This is a genomic window from Anabaena catenula FACHB-362 (genome assembly GCF_014698735.1).
GTDB classification, from domain to species: domain Bacteria; phylum Cyanobacteriota; class Cyanobacteriia; order Cyanobacteriales; family Nostocaceae; genus Anabaena; species Anabaena variabilis_A.
The window spans coordinates 94,480-117,560 of the sequence record NZ_JACJTQ010000013.1 but is presented as its reverse complement, the minus strand read 5'-3'; the positions used below and the strand labels follow the sequence as shown (position 1 = coordinate 117,560).

23 protein-coding genes are annotated in these 23,081 nt (G+C 40.6%); 7 read left to right on the top strand and 16 right to left on the bottom strand.

Features of this window, described 5'->3' with window-relative positions; genetic code table 11:
• Nucleotides 1–234: 234 nt before the first annotated feature.
• Nucleotides 235–858: a class I SAM-dependent methyltransferase gene (locus tag H6G68_RS10970; protein ID WP_190906683.1), complete on the bottom strand. Its 624-nt coding sequence runs from the start codon at nt 856–858 to the stop codon at nt 235–237.
• A gap of 93 nt (nt 859–951) precedes the next feature.
• Here H6G68_RS10970 and hemH point away from each other — a divergent pair, with 93 nt between their 5' ends.
• Entirely contained in the window at nt 952–2,115 is a 1,164-nt protein-coding gene (gene hemH, locus H6G68_RS10965) for a ferrochelatase (protein WP_190906682.1), read from the top strand.
• A gap of 13 nt (nt 2,116–2,128) precedes the next feature.
• Here the strand turns inward: hemH and H6G68_RS10960 are convergent, their stop codons facing one another.
• The 11 genes from H6G68_RS10960 to H6G68_RS10910 all read right to left on the bottom strand — a co-directional run bounded on the left by H6G68_RS10960 (nt 2,129) and on the right by H6G68_RS10910 (nt 14,777).
• Nucleotides 2,129–2,674 (bottom strand): DUF4126 domain-containing protein, encoded by a 546-nt coding sequence (locus H6G68_RS10960; protein ID WP_190906681.1) that lies wholly within the window; start codon nt 2,672–2,674, stop codon nt 2,129–2,131.
• Nucleotides 2,675–2,883: 209 nt separating this feature from the next.
• Nucleotides 2,884–4,527 (bottom strand): acetolactate synthase large subunit, encoded by a 1,644-nt coding sequence (locus H6G68_RS10955; RefSeq protein ID WP_190906680.1) that lies wholly within the window; start codon nt 4,525–4,527, stop codon nt 2,884–2,886.
• A 143-nt stretch (nt 4,528–4,670) separates the two neighbouring features.
• Nucleotides 4,671–6,038, bottom strand: coding sequence for an NAD-dependent succinate-semialdehyde dehydrogenase (locus H6G68_RS10950; RefSeq protein WP_190906679.1), 1,368 nt, complete (start codon nt 6,036–6,038; stop codon nt 4,671–4,673).
• Between the two features lie 353 nt (nt 6,039–6,391).
• Nucleotides 6,392–9,058: a DNA mismatch repair protein MutS gene (gene mutS / locus H6G68_RS10945; RefSeq protein WP_190906697.1), complete on the bottom strand. Its 2,667-nt coding sequence runs from the start codon at nt 9,056–9,058 to the stop codon at nt 6,392–6,394.
• Between the two features lie 148 nt (nt 9,059–9,206).
• Nucleotides 9,207–9,719, bottom strand: a complete 513-nt coding sequence (locus H6G68_RS10940) for a hypothetical protein (protein ID WP_190906678.1) — start codon at nt 9,717–9,719, stop codon at nt 9,207–9,209.
• Between the two features lie 8 nt (nt 9,720–9,727).
• On the bottom strand, nt 9,728–10,978 hold the full coding sequence (locus H6G68_RS10935) for an AAA family ATPase (RefSeq protein WP_190906677.1): 1,251 nt from the start codon (nt 10,976–10,978) through the stop codon (nt 9,728–9,730).
• A gap of 216 nt (nt 10,979–11,194) precedes the next feature.
• The gene (locus H6G68_RS10930) at nt 11,195–11,452 is read right to left on the bottom strand and encodes a hypothetical protein (RefSeq protein WP_190906676.1); all 258 of its coding nucleotides are present in this window, start codon (nt 11,450–11,452) and stop codon (nt 11,195–11,197) included.
• Entirely contained in the window at nt 11,446–12,648 is a 1,203-nt protein-coding gene (locus tag H6G68_RS10925) for an AAA family ATPase (RefSeq protein ID WP_190906675.1), read from the bottom strand. The genes H6G68_RS10930 and H6G68_RS10925 overlap by 7 nt, the downstream gene beginning before the upstream one ends.
• Nucleotides 12,649–12,705: 57 nt before the next feature.
• A complete protein-coding gene (locus H6G68_RS10920) occupies nt 12,706–13,800 on the bottom strand; it encodes an AI-2E family transporter (protein WP_190906674.1) in 1,095 nt (364 codons plus the stop codon).
• A 108-nt stretch (nt 13,801–13,908) separates the two neighbouring features.
• Nucleotides 13,909–14,352 carry an NUDIX hydrolase gene (locus H6G68_RS10915; RefSeq protein WP_190906673.1) on the bottom strand — a complete coding sequence of 148 codons (444 nt, stop codon included), beginning with the start codon at nt 14,350–14,352 and terminating at the stop codon, nt 13,909–13,911.
• 2 nt (nt 14,353–14,354) lie between these two features.
• Entirely contained in the window at nt 14,355–14,777 is a 423-nt protein-coding gene (locus H6G68_RS10910; protein WP_190906672.1) for a hypothetical protein, read from the bottom strand.
• A gap of 139 nt (nt 14,778–14,916) precedes the next feature.
• Between H6G68_RS10910 and folD the strand changes: the two genes are divergently transcribed.
• The 3 genes from folD (at nt 14,917) to H6G68_RS10895 (ending at nt 17,532) form a co-directional block, all read left to right on the top strand.
• The gene (folD, locus tag H6G68_RS10905) at nt 14,917–15,795 is read left to right on the top strand and encodes a bifunctional methylenetetrahydrofolate dehydrogenase/methenyltetrahydrofolate cyclohydrolase FolD (RefSeq protein ID WP_190906671.1); all 879 of its coding nucleotides are present in this window, start codon (nt 14,917–14,919) and stop codon (nt 15,793–15,795) included.
• A gap of 176 nt (nt 15,796–15,971) precedes the next feature.
• On the top strand, nt 15,972–16,901 hold the full coding sequence (gene crtE, locus H6G68_RS10900; protein WP_190906670.1) for a geranylgeranyl diphosphate synthase CrtE: 930 nt from the start codon (nt 15,972–15,974) through the stop codon (nt 16,899–16,901).
• A gap of 175 nt (nt 16,902–17,076) precedes the next feature.
• Nucleotides 17,077–17,532, top strand: coding sequence for a divergent PAP2 family protein (locus tag H6G68_RS10895; RefSeq protein WP_190906669.1), 456 nt, complete (start codon nt 17,077–17,079; stop codon nt 17,530–17,532).
• A 43-nt stretch (nt 17,533–17,575) separates the two neighbouring features.
• Here H6G68_RS10895 and H6G68_RS10890 read toward each other — a convergent pair whose 3' ends face one another.
• From H6G68_RS10890 to H6G68_RS10875, 4 genes are all read right to left on the bottom strand, one after another.
• Nucleotides 17,576–18,274: a hypothetical protein gene (locus tag H6G68_RS10890; protein WP_190906668.1), complete on the bottom strand. Its 699-nt coding sequence runs from the start codon at nt 18,272–18,274 to the stop codon at nt 17,576–17,578.
• Nucleotides 18,275–18,628: 354 nt separating this feature from the next.
• On the bottom strand, nt 18,629–18,958 hold the full coding sequence (locus H6G68_RS10885; protein ID WP_127056061.1) for an MgPME-cyclase complex family protein: 330 nt from the start codon (nt 18,956–18,958) through the stop codon (nt 18,629–18,631).
• A gap of 64 nt (nt 18,959–19,022) precedes the next feature.
• The gene (locus H6G68_RS10880) at nt 19,023–19,742 is read right to left on the bottom strand and encodes a SnoaL-like polyketide cyclase (RefSeq protein WP_190906667.1); all 720 of its coding nucleotides are present in this window, start codon (nt 19,740–19,742) and stop codon (nt 19,023–19,025) included.
• Between the two features lie 128 nt (nt 19,743–19,870).
• Nucleotides 19,871–20,593, bottom strand: coding sequence for a pyridoxine 5'-phosphate synthase (locus tag H6G68_RS10875; RefSeq protein WP_190906666.1), 723 nt, complete (start codon nt 20,591–20,593; stop codon nt 19,871–19,873).
• 146 nt (nt 20,594–20,739) lie between these two features.
• On the opposite strand from H6G68_RS10875, the gene H6G68_RS10870 reads away from it, so the two are divergent.
• The 3 genes from H6G68_RS10870 to H6G68_RS10860 all read left to right on the top strand — a co-directional run bounded on the left by H6G68_RS10870 (nt 20,740) and on the right by H6G68_RS10860 (nt 23,037).
• On the top strand, nt 20,740–21,378 hold the full coding sequence (locus H6G68_RS10870) for a Uma2 family endonuclease (protein ID WP_190906665.1): 639 nt from the start codon (nt 20,740–20,742) through the stop codon (nt 21,376–21,378).
• A 39-nt stretch (nt 21,379–21,417) separates the two neighbouring features.
• Nucleotides 21,418–22,116 carry a Uma2 family endonuclease gene (locus tag H6G68_RS10865; protein ID WP_190906664.1) on the top strand — a complete coding sequence of 233 codons (699 nt, stop codon included), beginning with the start codon at nt 21,418–21,420 and terminating at the stop codon, nt 22,114–22,116.
• A gap of 339 nt (nt 22,117–22,455) precedes the next feature.
• Nucleotides 22,456–23,037, top strand: coding sequence for a pentapeptide repeat-containing protein (locus tag H6G68_RS10860; protein WP_190906663.1), 582 nt, complete (start codon nt 22,456–22,458; stop codon nt 23,035–23,037).
• The last annotated feature ends 44 nt before the right edge of the window (nt 23,038–23,081 follow it).

The following is a 23,081-nucleotide window of genomic DNA, read 5'->3' as shown; positions in this document are numbered from 1 at the left end:
TGTTTAGATAATTGTAATGTTTCTGAAATAACGCTTCTAGCAACTTATTAATTTGATTGAAAAAGATTGTCATTTTACAATTTTGAATTTTACATCCCTACTGATACAGCAGATTGCAGATCAATGAGGTACAGAATCAAAATTGAAACCTAGACACCAAGCCAGTTTTACTCCTGACTCCTGAACCGAAGGTCTGCGAAGCGTCTCCTGACTCCTGAATTCTGCTGTAACTGCTCATTTGCTTGCCTGTATTACCTGTAAACTACCACCAGCATATAACATTGGTTCACCCACCTCAAACCCATACTCTCTTAATAAACCAGCTAAATCAGTCTTTAATAACTCCCAAGCCGTTTCCGTTTCAAACAACCAGAAAAACACCGACAACCCAGGCCAGAATATGGGATTTGTGGGTGGATGGAAATCTACCAACGTGAATACGCCCCCCGGCTTCAACACCCGATAAACCTGTTGAATGATTTTTCTTAATTGTTCAGGATGCATTTCATGTAACGCCGCGCTGGTATGTACCACATCAAATAAATTATCTGCAAAAGGCATATCTTCCGCAAAAGCTTCTAAATAAGTAGCGTTAGGCACATTCTTACGCGCACGTTGTAAAGATAACGGAGAAGCATCCAGCCCTGTAACATTTTGTGATGAATTCACCAAAAATTGAGTTGCTTGACCACTTCCACAACATAAATCGAGGATTTGAGTATCTGAGTGAAGTGTTAAGCCTTGCAAAGGTAATTGCCGGAAACGCGCTTCACCACCCACACTCAAGGCTGCTAAACGTGATATTCCATCGTATAGCCACTGATAACGATAACTCCAGTCTCTTAAAATAGTTGCCATTGCATCTTTCCTGCTGATAAAGCTTTATATTTAATAAAGATATATTGTTAACATTAGTAAAAAAACTGTAAGGGTTGGGGGAAAGTAACTGCTATGGGTCGTGTAGGCGTATTATTACTCAATCTCGGTGGACCCGATAAATTAGAAGATGTCGGTCCGTTTTTATATAACCTGTTTTCTGATCCCGAAATTATTCGCCTACCCTTTCGCTGGATGCAAAAGCCTCTAGCTTGGCTGATTGCTACCAGGCGAACTAAGACATCTCAGGCTAATTATAAGTACATCGGTGGTGGTTCTCCATTGCGGCGGATCACCGAAGAACAAGGGGAAGCACTGAAAGCGCAACTGGGTGATTTGGGGAAAGAAGCCAATATTTATGTAGGAATGCGTTATTGGCATCCTTACACAGAAGAAGCGATCGCACAACTAACCCAAGACAACATTGACAAACTGGTGATTCTGCCACTTTATCCCCAATTTTCTATCAGTACTAGCGGTTCTAGCTTTCGACTATTAGAACAACTGTGGCAACAAAACCCAAAACTTCAGCGCCTTGAATACACCGTCATTCCTTCCTGGTACAAACAACCGGGCTACCTGCAAGCAATGGCGGAACTAATCAAAGAGCAACTGAATCAATTTCCCCATCCTGATGGAGTGCATATCTTCTTTAGCGCTCATGGCGTGCCTAAAAGTTACGTTGAAGAAGCAGGTGATCCCTATCAGCAAGAAATTGAGGAATGCACCCAGCTGATTATGCAAACACTCAATCGTCCCAATCCTCATGTCTTAGCTTACCAAAGTCGCGTCGGTCCCGTAGAATGGCTACAACCATATACTGAAGACGCACTTAAAGAACTAGGCGCACAAGGAGTGAAGGATTTGGTAGTTGTACCGATTAGTTTTGTTTCCGAACATATCGAAACACTGCAAGAAATTGATATTGAATATCGAGAAATAGCTGAAGAAGCAGGAATTCACAACTTCCGTCGCGCCGCTGCTCCCAACACCCATCCAGTATTTATTCAAGCACTAGCAGACTTAGTGATTGATTCGCTCACAAAGCCTAACCTCAAGCTCTCGCAAGTCACCCAAATGAAAAAAAAGGTGAAAATGTATCCCCAAGAGCGTTGGGAGTGGGGACTGACTACTAGCGCCGAAGTCTGGAATGGACGAATTGCCATGCTGGGTTTCATCGCCTTGATTATCGAGTTAATTACCGGTCAAGGCTTGCTGCATCTCATCGGACTTTTATGATTTGATCTGAAACTCATAAACTACGCTTCTGCCAGTACCACTGATACCAGTTTTTAGAACTACGAATTGCCAGCCAGAGGAGGATAAGAGCAATTAATCCTCCTTTTCGGGGATCATCGACGGCACAAATCACCAGTACAACACACAAGCTATCTTGAAGAAATACTGCCCACAGTGGTAAGCCACGCAAGCGATAAAACCAACCTGATAGAACTAGTTGCAGTACCAAAGCCAATAAACCCCCGATTAAGGCAATTAACCAGCTGGGAGTTGCTGTGGCCGAAGCCACTGCTAACCCCATAATTGCTCCCACAAAAGGAGACAACAATAACTGAACTTGTTGTACTATTCTTTGCCCAATCAGCTTTTTGGAAGCAAATAACTCAAAACATGACCAACTGGTGAGTAGCCCAATCAAAAGATGGGGTGAAATGTTGGATAAAATTGGTACTTGAGACCAGAGGGTACTGCCCTGTAATAAGCCAATGATTAGCAAGGGCGTACCTACTCTCATTCCGGCAGATGCTGACGCAGACAGTGTGGCAAGGATTTCAATCATCTGTATATCCCTAGCATTAATAATTCAGTCAAGGGGCTGGATTAATATTTACTCTTCCTAAAAATAGGTTGCCCACAAAACTGACAGAAATTAGCATTGCTATAGTCTCTAAAAATTTTTACCCATTGGGCTAGGTGATATCAGACAGTTTATACCTGCAATCACTGTTAGACCCCAGAATCCCCACATTTGAAGTGCGGAATGTGGAATCAAAGTTCACAATGTAAGTCACCAGCTTTTTGGGTAAAGCGACGATTTTCCCGATAATCTACTCGACAATCTATCACCGCAGGCACATCTTGAATTAAAGCTTCTTTGAGTACAGGAATTAAATCAGTAGCAGATTCCACTCGATAACCTTTTAAACCCATACTTTCAGCAAATTTGACAAAATCAGGATTACCAAAATGCACAAAAGAAGAGTTACCTTTACCAAATTGATTTTCTTGTTTCCACTCAATTAAACCATAGCCACCATCATTAAAAATTAATGTGACAAAGGGTGTACCTACACGTAAAGCCGTTTCTAATTCTTGGCAATTCATCATAAAACCACCATCACCAGTGGCCGCAACAACTTTCCGTTCAGGATTCACAAGTTTTGCAGCTAAAGCGCCAGGAATTGCGATTCCCATAGCGGCAAAACCATTAGAAATAATACAAGTATTAGGACTATGGCAATGATAATGTCTCGCAATCCACATTTTATGTGCGCCTACATCAGAAATAACAATGTCATCAGGCCCCATTACTTGCCGTAAATCATAAATTAATTTTTGCGGTTTAATAGGAAAGCTATCATCATGGGCATATTCTTCGTAATCAGCGCGAATATTAGAACGTAAGCTGATAGCGTAGGGGTTAGGTTTACTCTGTCTGTCTGCTAATTTTAAGAGTTCATTCAATGAATCAGAAATATCTCCCACTACTTCTACTTTGGGAATATAACTACTGTCAATTTCTGAAGAAGTTGCCGCAATATGTACAATCGGAATATTTCCAGTAGGATTCCATTTTTTGGGAGAAAATTCAATTAAATCATAGCCAATAGCTATGACTAAATCTGTATTATCAAAGCCGCAGGTAATAAAATCTCGTTGTTGTAATCCCACTGACCACAAAGCTAAGGGATGAGTATAGGGAATCACTCCTTTACCCATAAAAGTATTAGCAACGGGAATATTCATTTGGGTAGCAAATTGCGTGACAGCATCACTAGCTTTGGCGCGAATTGCTCCATTTCCAACTAAAATGATGGGATTAACTGCCTGGGAAATTGCGGCAGCAGCAGCGCGAATACTCGCAAAAGAAGCATAGGTTTTTTCGCTATTATCCTTATGTAAGGGTTTGCCTTCTACAGGCATAGCCGCAATATTTTCAGGTAAATCAATATGAACTGCACCGGGTTTTTCGGTTTGCGCTCGCTTGAATGCCTTCCGCACAACTTCAGGTGTAATACTCGGTCGTACAATCTGCTTATTCCACTTAGTTACAGGTGCAAACATTGCCACCAAATCTAAATATTGATGGGATTCAATGTGCATTCTATCTGTTCCCACCTGCCCTGTAATTGCCACTAAAGGCGCACCATCTAGGTTGGCATCTGCCACCCCAGTCATTAAATTAGTTGCCCCTGGACCCAGAGTAGAAAGACATACTCCCGCTTTTCCAGTTAACCTACCATAAACATCGGCCATGAAAGCTGCACCCTGTTCATGACGAGTAGTAATAAATTGAATCGATGAATTTTTTAAGGCTTCTAGAACGTGTAAATTTTCTTCACCAGGAAGTCCAAAAACATATTGCACTCCTTCGTTTTCTAAGCACTGGACTAACAATTCTGCGGTATTCATTTGATTTCCTCAAAACTAATAATTAATAGGGAATAGGGAATGGGGAATAGGGAATAGGGAATAGGGAATAAGTAGGAAATTCACCAATTACCAATCACCAATCACCAATCACCAATCACCAATTACCAATCACCAATCACCAATTACCTAACCCAAACTGTCTTAACATTGACAAATTCGTGTATGCCTTGAATACTTAATTCTCGGCCATATCCAGAACGCTTAATCCCACCAAATGGTAATCGAGGGTCAGATTTAACCATGCTATTAATAAATACTGCACCAGCTTCAATTTCTTGAATTAGGTGATTTTTCTCTTCTTCATTTGTAGTCCAAGCACTTGCACCCAAACCAAAGGGTATGTCATTAGCTAATTTAATTGCAGCATCAATATCCCGAACCCGGAATAACAAAGCTACGGGGCCAAAGAATTCTTCCTTGGCAATTTGTGAGTCTACAGGAATATCTATGATAATTGTGGGCGGATAAAAGTTCCCCGGACTATGTGCTAAAGGAGATCCACCTGTGAGGATTTTTCCACCACTTTTTACGGCTGTGTTTACCTGTTGGTGTAAATCCTGGAGAATATCAGGAGTTGCTAGGGGACCTAAATCTGTATCTGGTTCCATAGGATCGCCAACTTTTAGAGATTGGAATTTATCTAACAGCAGTTTTTCAAATTTATCCGCAATTGTTTCCTCTACAATAAAGCGTTTAGCTGCAATACAAGATTGTCCATTGTTTAACATTCGCGCTGTTACTGCGTTGGTAACTGCTGCTTCTAAATCTGCACTTGCTAAGACAATAAATGGGTCACTGCCCCCCAATTCTAAGACAGTTTTTTTAATTTGTTTACCAGCAGCAGAGGCAAGAGAAGCACCTGCGGGTTCACTGCCTGTTAATGTAGCAGCTTTCACCCGTTCATCAGCCATTAAGTCAGCAACTTTGGCAGCACCAATTAACAGAGTTTGAAACACACCTACTGGAAAACCCGCGCGACTGAGAATGTTTTCGATTGCCAAAGCACACTGCGGCACATTAGAGGCGTGTTTGAGTAAACCAACATTTCCTGCCATCAATGTCGGTGCTGCAAAGCGGAAAACTTGCCAGAAGGGAAAATTCCAAGGCATGATGGCGAGAATTGCACCCAAGGGCTGATAACGGACAAAACTATGATTAGCATCGGTTTTGATAGTGACATCAGCTAGGAAACCTGGTGCATATTCGGCATAATAGCGACAGACGAGGGCGCATTTTTCCACTTCAGCTATAGCAGCTTTGAAGGGTTTGCCCATTTCCATAGTCATCAATTGGGCAAAATCTGCCTTTTCTTGTTCTAAAATTGTTGCTGCTTGTTGCAACCAGTGCGATCGCTCAGAGAAACTAGTCTTACGGTACTTCTCAAAGGCCTGTTGTGCCAAATCTAATTTGGCAGCAATTTCTCCATCCTTTAGCGGCTCAAAGGTTTTGATAGTTTCCCCATTGGCGGGATTAATGGTGGCGATAGCCATGACCTGACCTCCCGTTAAAAAATAGCTTGAGGTAGCTTCCTAGTGTTACACAGATTAATCACGGAAGCTACCACCAAATTTTAGTCTTTCAGTCTAGAACTTTTTGAGTCATGCTCAAGAATCTGAATAAAATCTTAACGGCTCTAACGGCTGCTCTCATTCTCACCAGCTTGACTGGTTTACCAGATGCTTTCTCCTGATCAAGGAACTGTCCCATCTCTTCTCAAAATCTTATAAAATCTAGATTCCGGTTTTTCACACTGCATCAAAAAATAACCTGTCAAAAATGCCCGAAACATATTTTGGGTAAGGATTACGGGGAATGCGTTCGCGGGACTTGTGAGAAATGCGGGTTAAAGTCCTTCACGCAAACCCATGGCAATTTTACTATGCTTTTCAATTTGTCCCATTACCTGTTTTGCCCGTTTAATTACCACCGCCGGTAAACCTGCTAATCTTCCTGCTTCTATCCCATAGGATTTATCAGCACCACCGGGTTGAACTTGATGTAAAAAGATAATTTGGTCAGGTAACTCTTTTACCGTAACTTGATAATTAGCAACATTAGAAATAATAGTAGCCAATTCATTTAACTCATGATAATGGGTAGCAAAAATAGTCCGAGATTTAATATCAACAGCTAAATATTCAGCCACAGCCCAAGCTATTGATAACCCGTCAAATGTTGCTGTCCCACGCCCAATTTCATCTAATAAAACCAAAGATTGAGCAGTTGCATGATTGAGGATATTTGCAGTTTCATTCATTTCCACCATAAACGTAGATTGACCAGTAGCTAAATCATCTACAGCCCCAACACGAGTAAAAATGCGATCGCATATTCCCAATTTAGCAGAACGCGCCGGCACAAAACTCCCCACCTGTGCCATTAATTGAATTAACCCCACCTGTCTTAAATAACAACTCTTCCCACTCGCATTTGGCCCCGTGAGAATCACCAAATCAGGAGAAAATAAACTCTTCTTCCCTTCTTCCTTCCCTTCTTCCTTCTCTTCTTTCTTCGCGTCCTTTCCTTCGGAACGCTGCGCGAACGCGCCTTCTCTTCGAGACGCTTCGCGAACGCGGTTCGTTTCCTTCCCTCCTAACTCCGTCGAATTCGGGACAAAAAACCCAGCAGGTAAAGACTGTTCCACCACCGGGTGACGACCATCAATAACCGCAATTTCCCGTCCTGTCAGCATTTCCGGGCGACAGTAACCTTGATGTACAGCCAAATCAGCCAAACCACATAATACATCTGCGGCGGCGACAGCGCGGGAAATATTGCGGATTATTTCGGCATGATTGCCCACTTCATCCCGTAATGCGTCAAAAATCTCATATTCCAACTGATTTAAATCATCTCGCGCTGTGAGAATTCGCGCTTCTCGTTCTTTCAAATCAGGAGTAATGTAACGTTCCTCATTTGTCAGAGTTTGTTTGCGAATGTAATTATCGGGAACTTGGTCAGATTTACTGCGGGAAATACTGATATAATAACCAAAACTTTTATTAAATCCTACCTTCAAAGTCGGGATTCCCGTTCTCGTTCTTTCATCAACTTCTAAATTTGCAATCCACTGTTGATCACTTTCGACAGTAGCTTTTCTTTCATCCAAAAGCGCATTAATTCCTGCCCGAATTAAACCACCTTCTTTGAGATGTATAGGTGGTGATTCTACGATGTGAGCGTGTAACTTTTCTGCTAGTTCTTCTAGGATGGGTGGAACTTTTTGTAAAGCTTTCAAGAAAGGGGAATGAGCATCTTCAACTAAGCGAGATAATTCAGGTAAACGGGAGAAAGAATCAGCTAAAGCCACTAAATCCCGTGCATTAGCTCTACCAGAAGCTGCTCTGACTGTTAAACGTTCTAAATCGTAAATTTGCCTTAATAACTGCCGCAAATCTTGACGCAAAGGGGTATTTTCTACTAATTCTTGAATAGTATCTTGGCGGGATTTAATTCCTTTAAGATCAAGTAGCGGTTGTAACAACCATCTTCTTAAAGCCCTGCTGCCCATTGCGGTGCGAGTTCTATCTAACGCCCATAATAGGGAACCGTGAAATGTGCCATCACGGACTGTTTGAGTAATTTCCAGGTTACGGCGGGTTTGATGATCGACAATTAAATAATCAGTCAGGGTATAGGTGCGTAATAATTGCAGGGAGACTGGATTGGCTTTTTGAGTATCTTCGATGTATTCCAAAAGACCACCAGCGGCGCGAACTGCGAGGGGAAGATGTTCGCAACCCAAACCTTCAAGCGATCGCACTTTGAATTTCTGTAATAATTTACTTCTAGCTTCGGCTTGGGAAAAGGGAACTTGCGATCGCAAACTATAACAAAATGTAGGTGGTAAACATTGGGGAAGAGAGGGCGAAGTTTCCCCTGGACGCAGTAAACTACCTAAATCGGGGGCGTTAGTGGGAAACAGCACTTCGGAAGGTTGTAAACGCATTAACTCCTGCGTCAGATGTTCTAAATCACTACCTTGAGATGTGAGAAATTCCCCAGTTGATATGTCTGCATAAGCTAAACCCCAATGATTGACAGCAATTACCACAGCCGCAAGGTAATTATTACGACTTGCTTTCAGCATTCCCTCTTCTAATAAAGTCCCAGGTGTGAGAATGCGTGTTACTTCTCGCTTAACTAAACCAATAGCATCAGCCGAGTCTTCTACTTGGTCGCAAATTACCACAGCGTAACCTTTTTCCACCAGCAGGGTTGTGTAGCGTTCCCAAGCGTGATGAGGTACACCAGTCATAGCGACACGTCCGACTTCACCACCGTGTTTACTGGTTAAAACTAATTCTAGTTCTCTGGAGATGGTGACAGCATCTTGGAAGAAAGTTTCAAAAAAATCACCTACTCTGTACAGCAGCAACGCATGAGGATATTTATCCTTGACTTCTACGTAGTGCTGATACATTTTACTCAGTTTGCTACGGTCTTCTACCAGATTTGTATCGGTAAGTGGTGTGTTTGGGGGATTTGGTTCTGGTGTGGAAGTCGTCATGGTAGATGCTGAGAATTTAGGCACAGATTAGGCACTCTATGCGATCATAGCTTGATGTGGGGTGCGATCGCTTAAGGTTTTTTAATTTTTTTCTCACGCAGAGGCGCAGAGGCGCAAAGAGGAAGAGAGAGATTATGATCTTCTGCTACTACTGCGTGCGGCGTTTTCGTGGGGGTGTAGCTGGTTCATAAGCTTTAAGTCCACCATCACCCGTAAAAATTTCCACTTGGAATGTACTACTAGTTTTAGCGTAAAATTCAGCCACAGTCTTAATTGTCGCGTCTCCAATAGAAATCTTTCTAGCTGCTAGAGTAGGCCATTCAGCAGCCAACTGTTTTAATTGTTCGGTGTTCCAAAGTTCACCCACTTGAGTTGTAAAAATTTCCCAAGGTATAACGCCATCTGCTACTTTCATTAAAATAGTAGAGAAAGTTTGAGCAATTTCATATCGGTTAGATTTGGCTTGGGCAATATGATTACCAGTTTCTATAATAGTTGCTAATGGCAGTATAAACTTCGTTCCTTGTTTTTCTTCTTCTTCAAAACGAAATTTAACTAGTTTTTGATCCCATTTTTCATTATCATTACCACAGGTTTCTTTACCAGAAACACCAAGATAAACACAAAGTATTGATGTATCAATAATCAGAATCTTTCTCATAATATGCTTTACTTTTGATTAGAAAGACTCTTTTCAATTGCGCCTTTAGTGGCTAATCTTCCCAAAGTACCTGATGCTAGTAACAGGGGCAGATTTTCAATATCTTCTAAAAGTGTAAGTTTACTTTCTCCGGTTTCAGAATCTCGATGTGCAACAACTACAAAGGGAACTATTTCCGAACCAAAAGCATCCAGTAAAGCTGGGTTATGGGTAGTTAGTAAAATATCAATATTGCGTTTACTACCAATTTCTTTTAATATTTTCACCAGTAATGCTGCGCGGGAAGGATGTAAACCATTATCTATTTCTTCAATTACAATTTGACTACCTTCTGGGCGTGTAAGTAATGCTGTGAGTATTGCTAAAAAGCGTAATGTTCCATCTGACATACTTCTAGCATCAATTTCTGTAATTTCTCCAGGTTTCCATTCTTCCTGACAATAAAGCATCGCATCTGTTTTCAGTCTTCCTACTGGTTCCGCAAATACTTTTTTAATATCACCTTCTGGTAAATCTTTGATGTAGTAAGATAGATTTGATTCAACTTCTGCTTTTTGTTCTTCTGGTAATGCTGCTAAAACACCAGCTATATTTGAAGCATCGCTTTCTATGTTTTCAGAAAGTCGTGAAAAATCACGCATTTTGGAAGGAATGGGATTTAAAATTAGAATATTTGCAATTGTTGGACGAATTACATTATTAATTAAAATAGACAAGTTTTTATCATTAAAGTCAAATTTCCTTTTATGCGATTTTTCATTTTCATCATTTAGACCATCTATTCTGAGGTTAAAAAATTGACCTATTGTACAGCTTTGATAATTTGCTAAATAACTTCTAACTACAAAATTATATCCATTTAGAGAAAAAGATTGGCACAAAATACGATTATTATCTTGATAATCATAGACAGTTATATTTTCTTCTAGAAGATGAACAGGATTGTCTGTACATACTTCAATGGAGTGAAGATAATCAATTTTATTATTATCTCCCTGAATTAGTGTCTCCAAGGTAAATCGGTATTCACCTTGATAGCCAGCCCATTCTAAACCACCACGAATCGAAGAAAGTGTTTTATCTCCTGCTAAAGCTGTTTCAATGTTTTCACCATTAGCTATTCTTTGTAAAAATTCCAAAGCTTCAACCACATTAGATTTACCACTTGCATTAGTTCCAATCAGAACCGTTAAAGGATCAAGGGGAAGTTCAGCATAACGGAAGCTTTTCCAATTTTCGAGAATGAGTTTTTTTAGCATAATCAACACCAAATATATTTTAGTTTAATCAAGCAGGGAATTAATTCCCTGTCTCATAGCTGAAGTCGGTTTTAACCGACTATTTCTATCTCCATAAATTATAATATATATAGTAGGTTTTAACCTACTTGAACTATTAGCAAGGAAATTCATTTCCTTGCGGGTGTAGCAGCTAACAGAAGAATTTATATACTTTTAATATAAATCAAATTTTCCTTATTCTGCGTCAGTGTTATTGGTTGATATAGTCATTTTTGATATGATGGTTGTAAAAATGCGATCGCAATATGGAGAACCTTGACGAACCTTAGCTGCATCTAGCAATTTTAACAGTTTATAAACATGATTTATCTTGTGACTTCTTGCTATATCAGCAATAGGTTTTAAAAAATGACTAAATCCTTCTTTAATCAATTTTTTTGTACTTTTAGTATCACCACCACCTTCTATATAAATCCGAATTTCCTTTACCATCTATTTCCTCCAATTTCCCCCATGCGCCAAAGTTCACCAAGAGTATAGTTCTCTAACCATTTTTTTAGTCTTTCAGGTTCAAGCCGACGGAGGTGAGTTCCTGTATCATCTCGTTCACAAACTATCACTGATTCAGGATATTCACCCAAAGCAGAAACTAAAGTATCAGAGTGAGTAGTCACAATTAATTGTGTTCTCTGAGAAGCTTCTATTAACATTTCGGCAATTGTTGGTAAAATATCTGGATGTAAACCAATTTCTGGTTCTTCAATACAAATTAAAGGTGGTGGAGTAGGATCTAAAAGTAAAGCCATTAAACATAAATAACGTAGTGTTCCATCTGATAAACGAGTTGCAGGAATTGGTTGAATTAAACCTTCTTCACGAATGAATATTTGTACCGTACCGCCATATATTCTCACATCTAATTCTTCTGCTTCTTCATAGAATTTTTTCAAACTTTCAATAATTTTTCTATTACCTAATTGATATTTTAAATCATTTAAAACCAGACCTAAATTACTGCTATCTTCTAATAAAGGATGTTGGGGTAAATCAGCTTTTTGAGCATTTCTTGGTTCTGAATATCGTCCCATTTGCCAATGACGATATAAACCTATCTTAGAAAATTCTGTACTCAGATAAGAAAGTTCAGGATATAAATCAGGATCTTTCCTCTGAGATAAAACTGACTGATCTGGAATTAAGTCTTCTCTGCGGAGATGTCTTTCAAATCTTTCACTATCATCCTTAATCTTATTGATATTTAAGACAGGACGGCCATTTTGATAACGATAATAAAAATATACATCTTTTTGACCTTCATAAGCTTCTTCATTTTGGAGAAATTCATCTACTAATTCCAGCCTTTGTCCTACTTCTGTTAGACTTAATTGGTAATGTAAATTTTTTTCGTGTCTTTCTGGATAATTTAAGATCACATCTATATTAGCTATAGAACTACTTTCCTTACCTTTCCATAAAAATTCATTGATACCTCCACCTTGCCGAAATGGTGCTGGTAAATCTGTTGGCGTTGCTTTTAAAATACTAATAGCTTCTATTAAATTAGACTTCCCAGCACTGTTACGACCAATTAGCACATTTAGCGGTTGTAATTCAATTTCTTCCCCCTCACTTCCATAGGAAAGAAAGTTTGTTAATTTAATTTTGTGAATAAATCGTTTACCGTCCATTTACTTCTCCTATTTACTCATTTAAACTTTATTAAAATTTTCACCCTCAAACAAACCTCAGCGAACCTCTGCGTTAACCTCAGCGCCCCTCTGCGTTTCAATTACCTCCTCAACCTTCCTCAACTCACCCACCCGCCAACTATCAGCAACATCCTTAATAAAACTAGCGATAGGAATAGCCACCAACAAACCCAAAACACCGCCCAACTTCGCACCCAACAACAAAGAAATCACCACCCAAACTGGATTTAAACCAGTCAAACTTCCTAAAAGACGTGGTGCGACAATATTAGAATTTACTTGATCAATAGCCACAGCAATAGCCGCAACTTCTACACCTTCCCAAAAATTTTCTAAAGCCACCAACAAACTAACAATACCAATACCAATCCCTGTACCAAAAGGGAAAAGAGAGAAAAAGCCAATAGCAATTCCAAAAAGTAAAGCTAAAGGAACTCGCAGCGCCACAAATGCTAATGTTACTGTCACCGCTAAAACAGCCCCTAATGTCGCTTGTCCGATGAAATAATTTTGGAAATCTTCCCGGAGTAATTCCCTCACTTTTGTACCGATATGGGGCGGAAACCATTGATAAATTCCATCCCACAAACGTTCACCATTCAATATCAGGTAAATAGTTAATACTACCGCCAGCACAATATTAACTAAAACCCCAATAGTATCAAAAGCAAAACCCAGAATTTTACCAGTAAAAGACTGAAATTGATTAGAAATTCTTTCTAGGATTTGAGTGGCTAAACCACTGACATTTACAGGTAACTGTTGTGTAGCTGCCCAATTGAGGAAAGCATCTAATTGTTGATTCCCTGAATCAATCCAAGCAGGGAGAATATTAACGAATTCATTAAGCTGTGCAAAAATTAGCGGCAGCAAGATAACTCCTACAGCCCCTAAAATAACTACAGCTAATAGTAATACTCCCACAATTGCTAAGTTACGCGGTACACCACGTTTATGAAAAAATTTAATCGGATAATCCAAGACAAAAGCTAGTAAAATAGCACTAGCAACTAAACTTACCAAAGGTTGAAAATACTGTACAACCTGAATTAATAACCAACCGTTAAGAATGGCAACGGGAAAGGCTAATCCCACACTTAACCAGCGGGGTAGTTTGTTGACTGTTTGCATTAGGTTCACTCCACCACATTTATAAGTTTATTGGGGTATCAGATGACTGCTTCCCTGTGTAATATCATTGTTTTATTAACTTAACCTCTCCCTCTTGCAGCAGATTCTTTAATTGCTTTCGGGAAAACTTTTGTTAATAAAGTCCAGCATAATGCGTTGGTGCATATCTCCAAATGGCCGCACTTCACCGGCTATGGAAGAATAACAACTACCCTGACGAATATCATCTGGTGTCAATAAACCCATATCCCAGCCTTCGTTTAGCACTAATTGATCTAATCCCACTAATAAAGGTGCTTGAAAAACATGGCGAATGGCTTTTTCATTGGGATAAACGCCAAATTTGGTAAAAGAAGGTAACTCATAACCGATTTCTTCGATAATTTCTCGCACAAGTGCTATCTCTGGCGTTTCACCGGGTTCGAGATGTCCGCCAAACAGCCCCCAAGATCCAGGATAGTTAATACCGGGAATGTCGTCTCGCAATTGCATGAGACATTTGCCATTTTGGTAGAGAATAGCGATCGCTACATGGGGTACTTGATTGCTCATAATTATTCTTCTTCTAGGTAAACTTCCCCGTACTCTTTGCCAGCTAAAGGGATACTTTGGTATCTTACCTTACCCTTAAATATTACCTGCTGTCCCACTTGGAGATTGTTTTGATGAGTGAGAACCCAGATTTTGCCTGTTGAGTCGTTAATTTGATAAGCTTTCTGCTTAATTAGGGGAGCTTCCTTCTCTACCTTACCTTGGATGTAAACTGTAGCCTGATTCTTTGGTGCTGGTTTAATTTCTCGAATCGGCGTGGCATTAGCACTAAGTATCAGATTACTGGTATTAGTACCAGAATTTCTCGAATTACTACAACCATAAAGTTCAAATACCAGCAAACAAGCCAATACTAGATAACAGAACCTTAGAGAAGAAATTTTTGCTTGTTGCCTCAAACCAAGCCATTTAAATAATTTTTCCATTTATGCTTACCTTATCGCCAGGTTCCATTTATCCTAGCCATAGATTAAGCTGTTGGGCTGACAAATTGAACTTTTCAGCAAGCTTCACTTGGGGGCTGCTAGGGATTTAAAATAAAGGCCGATCCTCTCTGCAATTGTCATGGAAACAAAAACTGCCAAAATGCTCGATGGTAAAGCATTAGCGGAAAAAATTCACAAAGAACTAGCTGCTACTATTGCAGAATTAAAACCCAAAATCGGTCGTCCCCCAGGTTTAGCAGTGCTAATGGTTGGTGATAATCCAGCCTCAGCAGCCTATGTCCGCAACAAGGAAAAAGCCTGCGCGAAAGTGGGTATTACCTCCTTTGGTAAGCATTTTCCTACCGACACTACCTTCACAGAACTAGAAGCGGTAATAGCACAACTTAACCAAGATGAACAGGTAGATGGAATTCTGGTACAGTTACCTTTACCTGGTCATTTAGATAGCATCGCTCTTTTACATCAAATAGAACCCGACAAAGACGCAGACGGACTACACCCGGTTAACTTAGGACGACTGGTGCGAGGGGAAGCAGGTTTACGCAGTTGTACCCCAGCTGGTGTCATGCGACTACTGGAAGAATATAAAATTCCCCTGGAGGGAAAACAGGCAGTAGTGGTAGGACGGAGTATTTTGGTAGGTAAGCCCATGGCCTTGATGCTATTAGAGGCTAATGCTACAGTTACTATCGCTCATTCGCGATCGCAGGACTTAAAAACTATCACCCAAAATGCTGATATTCTCATTGCAGCAGCAGGTCTTCCCGGACTAATCACTGCTGATATGGTGAAACCGGGCGCTGTTGTGGTAGATGTGGGGATAAATCGTCTCACTGATAGCAGTGGCAAAAGTCGTTTAGTCGGTGATATCGACTTTGCAGCAACTGCTAGGGTGGCAGAATATCTTACCCCAGTCCCTGGTGGCATTGGACCGATGACAGTCGCTATGTTATTGCAAAATACAGTATCTAGCTATTTACAAGCCACAAGCCATTAAGGAGTGATAATTCCTCACTAACTGTGCCGATTTTAGATTTTTTGTAACTGCCCCTAGTTTCAACTATGGAATAAATCTAAAATCCAAAATTGAATCATGAGTGAGTGTTTATGCCCCAGCACACCGTAAAATTGTCACACATATCTCAAGCAACCGAAAATTTTAGGATCTGAAGAATGGTAGCAACGGATAACTTTCAAAAAACAGCAGAAGCAGCCAGGTTTAACCTTGCTGCCTATCTCAAAGAACGACAAAAGCTGTGCGAAACTGCCCTGGATTTGGCGATTCCTGTCGTTTACCCAGAAAAGATTTACGACGCAATGCGTTACTCCCTCTTAGCCGGTGGTAAGCGCGTGCGTCCCATTCTTTGTCTGGCTACCTGTGAAATGATCGGTGGCACAATCGAAATGGCCATGCCTACAGCTTGTGCTGTGGAAATGATCCACACTATGTCGCTGATTCATGACGATTTGCCAGCAATGGATAATGACGACTATCGTCGCGGTAAATTGACAAATCACAAGGTCTACGGCGAAGATATTGCGATTTTGGCAGGGGATGGCTTATTAGCCTTAGCTTTTGAGTTTGTCGCTACCCAAACACCCCAAAATGTCCCTAGAGACCAAGTTTTGCAGGTGATTGCTCGTCTCGGTAGAGCGCTGGGAGCGGCTGGTTTGGTGGGCGGTCAAGTGGTAGATTTAGATTCAGAAGGTAAGTCAGATATTTCCCTGGAAACTCTGAATTTTATTCATAACCATAAAACCGCCGCCCTGTTAGAAGCTTGTGTCGTTTGTGGCGGAATTTTGGCCGGGGCATCAGCTGAAAATATCCAAAAATTAACTCGTTATTCTCAAAATATTGGCCTGGCTTTCCAAATTATCGATGATATTCTGGATATCACTGCTACCCAAGAGCAACTAGGCAAAACCGCAGGTAAAGACTTAACAGCCGAAAAAGTCACCTATCCCAGCCTGTGGGGAATTGAAGAATCACGTTCTAAAGCACAACAACTAGTTGAGGCAGCTTGTACAGAATTGGCATCCTTTGGAGAAAAAGCCCTACCTCTCCAAGCGATCGCTCATTATATAGTTAGTCGCAATCACTAGCGCCATTTGTCAGCAGGCAAAAGGCAGAAGACCGCTATGCTGAAGGATTTCCAAAATATCTATCTGTAAGCGTGATTTCTGCTTTGCTAGGTAGATTTGGGATTTTGAGTTCTACCAAACATCGTTCCTCAACACACAACCGCTGCTCATAATTTAATCACCTAACCAAAATACCATGCAGGACATAGGCGACATTTTCAACAACCGGGTGCTGCTGGTTGCCCTTGTAGCTTGTTTTGTTGCTCAAGCATTAAAACTCATTGTTGAGTTAGTCAAAAATCGCAAACTGAATGTGCGTGTTTTAGTGACAACCGGCGGAATGCCCAGCGCCCATTCAGCTTTAGTGACAGCCCTCGCAGCTGGTGTTGGACAAACTATCGGTTGGGCATCTGCTGAATTTGCTTTAGCTACTATTTTTGCCATCATCGTCATGTATGATGCAGCTGGAGTTCGCCAAGCCGCAGGTAAGCAAGCTCGAATACTCAATCAAATGATTGATGAGTTATTTGATGAAAAACCAGACTTTAGCCAAGACAGGCTCAAGGAACTACTTGGACATACTCCCGTTCAAGTCATAGCTGGTTCTGCTTTGGGTATAACTATTTATTGGTTGGCTAGGACTGCTTATTAGTCATTGGTCATTGGTCATTGGTCATTGGTCATTGGTCAACTGATTACTTTACACTTACCACTGAGCGCAGCAACATCACTTTTTTTCCATCTGCTAAGAGGGCAAAAAAACCATTTTCGCTCAGTTTTTGTAATGTCTTGTATGCTTCTTGTTGATTGGTCGTATAAACAGCTAATAAGTAAGGGCGCTGTCCATAGGAAACAAGACCTACATTTCCTCCTACTGTTTTTTGCACACTGCTTGCTATTTCCGGGCGGTTGAAATAATCTACCAGTACGGCAAAACCATCTCCTAAGACTTTGGGATTATAGCTGACTGTCTGAGATGGTATTGTTGCTGTTGGTATTGTTGTTGTTGGTGTTGTTGGTGTTGTTGGTATTGTTGCTGTTGGTGTTGTTGGTCTAGTAGTAATAATGGCAGACAAGCCCACAATATTGTTAACATACTTAGCCCAGCGGTTGGCATCATCAATTTTGTTAAACCCACCAATCCGCGTTACTGTTTCGTTAAGATATTTGCAGGTAACGGTCTTGAGATCAGATGGTAAGGCGCTACGCAACTGTTTTTGATTATTAGCTGTGGGACTGACTACTAATAAAAGATACTCTCCTGCACTGGGAGGTTGACAAGTAGGAAGAGTTTGTTGAGCAGCAACTGGACTAATGCTACCAATGAAGGGAGCTATCGCTAATAATAAAATACTGGGTAAAGTCGGAAATCTTTGCACAAACTGTATATACATAAAATTGTAGGTTCTCAAAATATTTCTCAAAATCTCTTTTCTCTAGGGACTTCCAAATCAAAAATATCTAGTTCCTTTGGGTTCAATATTCCTAGATTTGCAGTAGCAGTAGGAGATCAATTAAATGAATATTTTTAATTGATCTGCTCTACTTACGTAAGCGCCCAGAACATAATATATAGCCGTGGACAGGGTGGTTAGGACATCAATTGATAATGAAACTCCCATTACAAGAGGGTTTTACTCCTGACTCCGGTCACTGAGCGTAGTCGTTCGCGAAGCGTCTCGTTCACGTAGTGTCTCCGACAGGAGAAGAGAAGTGCTGACTCCTGACTCCTGACTCCTGCCATACTATTATGAAACTGGAGTTAACGTAGCTAAAGCATCAGGAATCGTTGCTGAAGGCGCTTTAAATTCCCCGGTGATGACATATTCTAGGCGCAATTTCAACCAAGTAATAAATTGTGAGTTGGTAGAAATAATTGCCACAGGAGGCTTAGGACACTTCGCTTTTATATTTGCCAATTCCGGTGCTTCCAGAAAAGCTGGTTGCTTGACTAACCAAAAATCAATTTGTTTTTCTTGTTCGTGGTAATGACGGGTGCGTTCCTTCAAAACTTCGTGTATTGGTTCTTCTTCGAGCAGAAAGTGTTGACTAGCCAAAACGTAATAGTATGTTTGCATCTTCATCCCTTGGTTACTATTTAATAATTTATAGGGTACAGGAGTCTGACTGTACCCTAATAAGTTAACTTTTCTTTAATCCCTTAAACCAAGAACTGAAGGGACAGCCACCACCCTTATTTTCACTATTTACCTGTTTACCACCTGCTGTCAGCTTTTCTAAGAACAGGTTGTTGTCAAAATAGTGTTCTAAGGAAAGAACCTTTAAATCATCGGTTACATGAGCTACACTCATACCAATAATTTCTACGGTTTCTCCAGTCGGTGCAAAGTCTTTATATGCACCCTGAAAATGTCCCCAGTGTCTCCACTTGAATGTAACATTAGGTGGACCAGAGTAAACTTCCAACACTTCCCAGGGAAAGCCTTGCGGAAATGTACTGTGGAACAGTTTAGCTGATGATTCAAAACTTTCTTCTGAAGCTTTGTAATGTTGGGAATCAGCCATAAAGAGATTGTAAGTACCTTGGGCAGATAAATCTGCTGCTGTATACTCCTTACCTCCGTTGGTACTTACACGAAGCTGATCATTCACCACAGATAACCATTGTTGAGGGTTACTTTTGAAAGATACCTCCATTTCAAAGGTTCTGACCAAGTTTTGGACGATCGCTTCTAGTGTACCTTCAACATGATTGCGGGTACTTTCTTTAGCCAGATTTTCTTTGGAACGGCTATAATCCGGTGGTGTCTGATAACGCCATTCCGCATGGGTACTGTATGCAATCACTGTATCCCGATCCTGTACCCAAAGAGGCAGGTTGTTAGACTGTGTGGAGGTCATAGAAGTCTGAATTTACAAATGTGACTCTAGATTTTTCAGGAATTACGCAGCTAACACCCCTCTAGTGTGAGGAGGCAGGGGGCAGGGGGCAGGGGGCAGGAGGCAGGTAAATATTTACCAATTACCAATTACCCATTACCAAGTATGGCTTGTTTCATCTCTCGGACGGCTTTTTCTATTCCTACTAAAGCTGCCCGACTGATGATAGTATGACCAATGTTGAGTTCTTCCATGCCTGGAAGCGCCGCCACAGGGTAAACATTCCAGTATGTGAGTCCGTGTCCAGCATTTACTCGCAACCCTGCTTTAATCGCTTTTTCACAGCCTTGAGCCAATAATGCTAATTCCCGCTGGCGGGTTGTTTCGTCTTTAGCCTCCGCATACTGCCCTGTGTGCAGTTCAATAAACTTAGCTTGCACCTTGACAGAAGCTTCAATTTGCGCTGATTCAGCATCAATAAACAGACTCACGGGAATGGCAGCATTTTGCAGTTTATCAACTATCTCTCCTATTCTAGCAATTTGCCCGACAATATCCAAACCGCCTTCTGTGGTTACTTCTTCGCGTTTTTCGGGTACTAATGTTACATAATCGGGTTTGATGTCGAGGGCAATTGACAACATTTCATCAGTAGCAGCCATTTCTAAGTTTAGGTGCGATCGCACCGTTTGCCTTAAAATTCGCACATCTCTGTCTTGAATATGTCTTCTGTCTTCCCGTAAATGTACGGTAATTCCATCTGCACCTGCTAATTCTGCCAACACCGCAGCCGCTACGGGGTCGGGTTCTACTGTCCGTCTGGCTTGGCGAATGGTAGCGATATGGTCAATATTTACACCTAGTGTTGGCACGCCTGGTTTCTCCTATTTCACTGTCTTCAGATGTTGATTTTACAGGAAATACCAATTGGGTGGTGAACGTGAAAGTTAGATTGTTATTTTTGGTCGTATTCTTAAAGAAAGACAATTCTCAAAAAATTGACAATCTCTGAGGCAATATGCTTTTAGAACTGCAACAAATTATTGTCAACCCAGGCCAACAAATGTTACTCAAAGATATTAGTTGGCAGCAATTAGAAAATATTTTAGAAGAAATGGGAGAAAGGCGTGCAGCACGTATTTCTTATAGTGATGGCTGGTTAGAAATTATGGTTCCTTTACCTGAACACGAAAAAGATAAAGAACTTATTGGTGATTTAGTTAAACTTTTATTAGACCAACTGGAAATTGATTTTGAGCCTTTTGGTTCTACAACACTTAAAAATGAGAGAATGCGACAAGCCGTAGAACCAGATACCAGTTTTTACATTCAAAATCAAGCTGCTGTTATTGGAAAAAATCGGATTGACTTAAATATAGATCCACCACCAGATTTAGCTATTGAAATTGATATTACTTCTCGCACTCGATTTGATAATTATGAAATTTTGGGAGTTCCTGAACTTTGGCGATATAAACAACAAGGTTTGGAGATTTTTTTGTTACAAGAAGGAAAATATGTAAAGTCCCAATCTAGTCCTAACTTTCCTAATATCCCCATTGTGGAATTAGTTAATGAGTATGTTCAGCAGTGTTTAACTATTGGGAGAAGTCAAGCGATGCGGAATTTTAGGAGTTGGGTTAAGGATAATTTATAATAGAAATTTACGGCTTGATGAAAAAGGTGATAATTGCTCATGACTACCGAAAACAATCTAGCCATTGTGGACTGGGAATCCCATAACCCACCTACAGATTTAATATTTGATGATGGTGAACCCTTGGAATCAAATCGACATCGTATTGCCATGAATGTTCTGATTCGGTCATTGCAGCAGGCTTGGTGCGATCGCAATGATTATTTTACTGGGGGCAATATGTTTATTTACTACAGCAGTACCCAGATTCGGAATCGTGATTTTCGTGGCCCTGATTTTTTTGCTGTTCTCAATGTTGATGGTACAAATTCTAGACAAGGTTGGGTAGTCTGGGAAGAAGATGGTCGCTATCCTGATGTGATTGTGGAATTAATGTCACCGTCTACAGCAGGAATAGATAAGGGAATTAAAAAAGACCTTTATGAACAAACTTTCCACACCTCAGATTATTTTGTCTACGATCCTTTTGATTCTAATTCTTTACAAGGATGGCATTTAGATGATAATCAACAATATCAGCCTTTAATCGTTAATGAAAATGGTTGGTTATGGTGTAGACGTTTGGGTTTTTGGTTGGGAACTTGGGAAGGAACTATAGATAGAGAAACTGCGATTTGGGTGCGGTTTTATGATGTTGCTGGAAATCTAGTTTTATTACCAGAAGAAGCAGCTAAATCACAAGCAGCTAAATTGGCTGCTAGATTAAGAGAACTGGGTGAAAATCCAGATATGTTGTGATGTAGCTTCAATGTAGGTTGGGTTGACGCAAGGAAACCCAACATTAATCAACTATAATTAACTGTAAAAATATTTCTACATTATCAATATCCGCCTCAATTATTGATAATTTGATAGAATTTAAACCAACACAATATTTTGATATTTTTCACTCACGCCCCACATAGTCTGCAAATTCTAACTTAATATTCAGTCGTAGTTGGTGATTTGGGCTTCTGCTAGTTGTCCTGTGGGGAGGTCGGTGATTTGGAGGGTTAGGTTGAAGGTGGGGTCGAAGAGGGTTTGCCAGAGATTGAGTGAGTTATCTTTAAATGTGTTAGTTGATGCGGAGGTGTATAGATGAGGATAACTGTTGAGGAATTGCTTCAACGGTATGCTGCTGGGGAGAGAGATTTTAGAAGGGTTAACCTGGAGCGGATGGATTTGAGTGGAATTAATTTGCCTGGAGTTAACTTCAATAGAGCTGATTTGACTGAAGCCAACCTCAGTAGGGCTAATTTGTCTGAAGCCAAATTGAGGGATGCTTGGCTCCATCAAGTTAACTTGGAAGGGGCTAACTTGTCCAAAACTGATTTGACTTCTGTTGTTTCTCAGGAAGCCAACTGGAGAGGAGTCAATTTGGATGGTGCTTTTTTGCAACAAACTTACCTTGTCTCCGTTGATCTGGAAGGGGCTACTTTCCGAGGTGCCGAAATGAGTAATGCCGAGTTCCAGCACTGCAATATGAGAAACGTCAACTTGGAAGGAGCTACTTGGGATATGCTTGATATCGGAGGGTTGTTTAACGTTGATTTGACTGGAGCTATCGGGGAGCTTGACCTTGGCGATTTTATTGGAGTTGGTATTATTTTGCCCAATGGAGAGTTCCTCGAAGCCACTTGGGAGTTCATTGATAGAAAATGGAGAACTAAAGGAAACTGATGAAAACTGAGTTTCAGTATCTGCTAAAAGAGATGCGTTAAGTA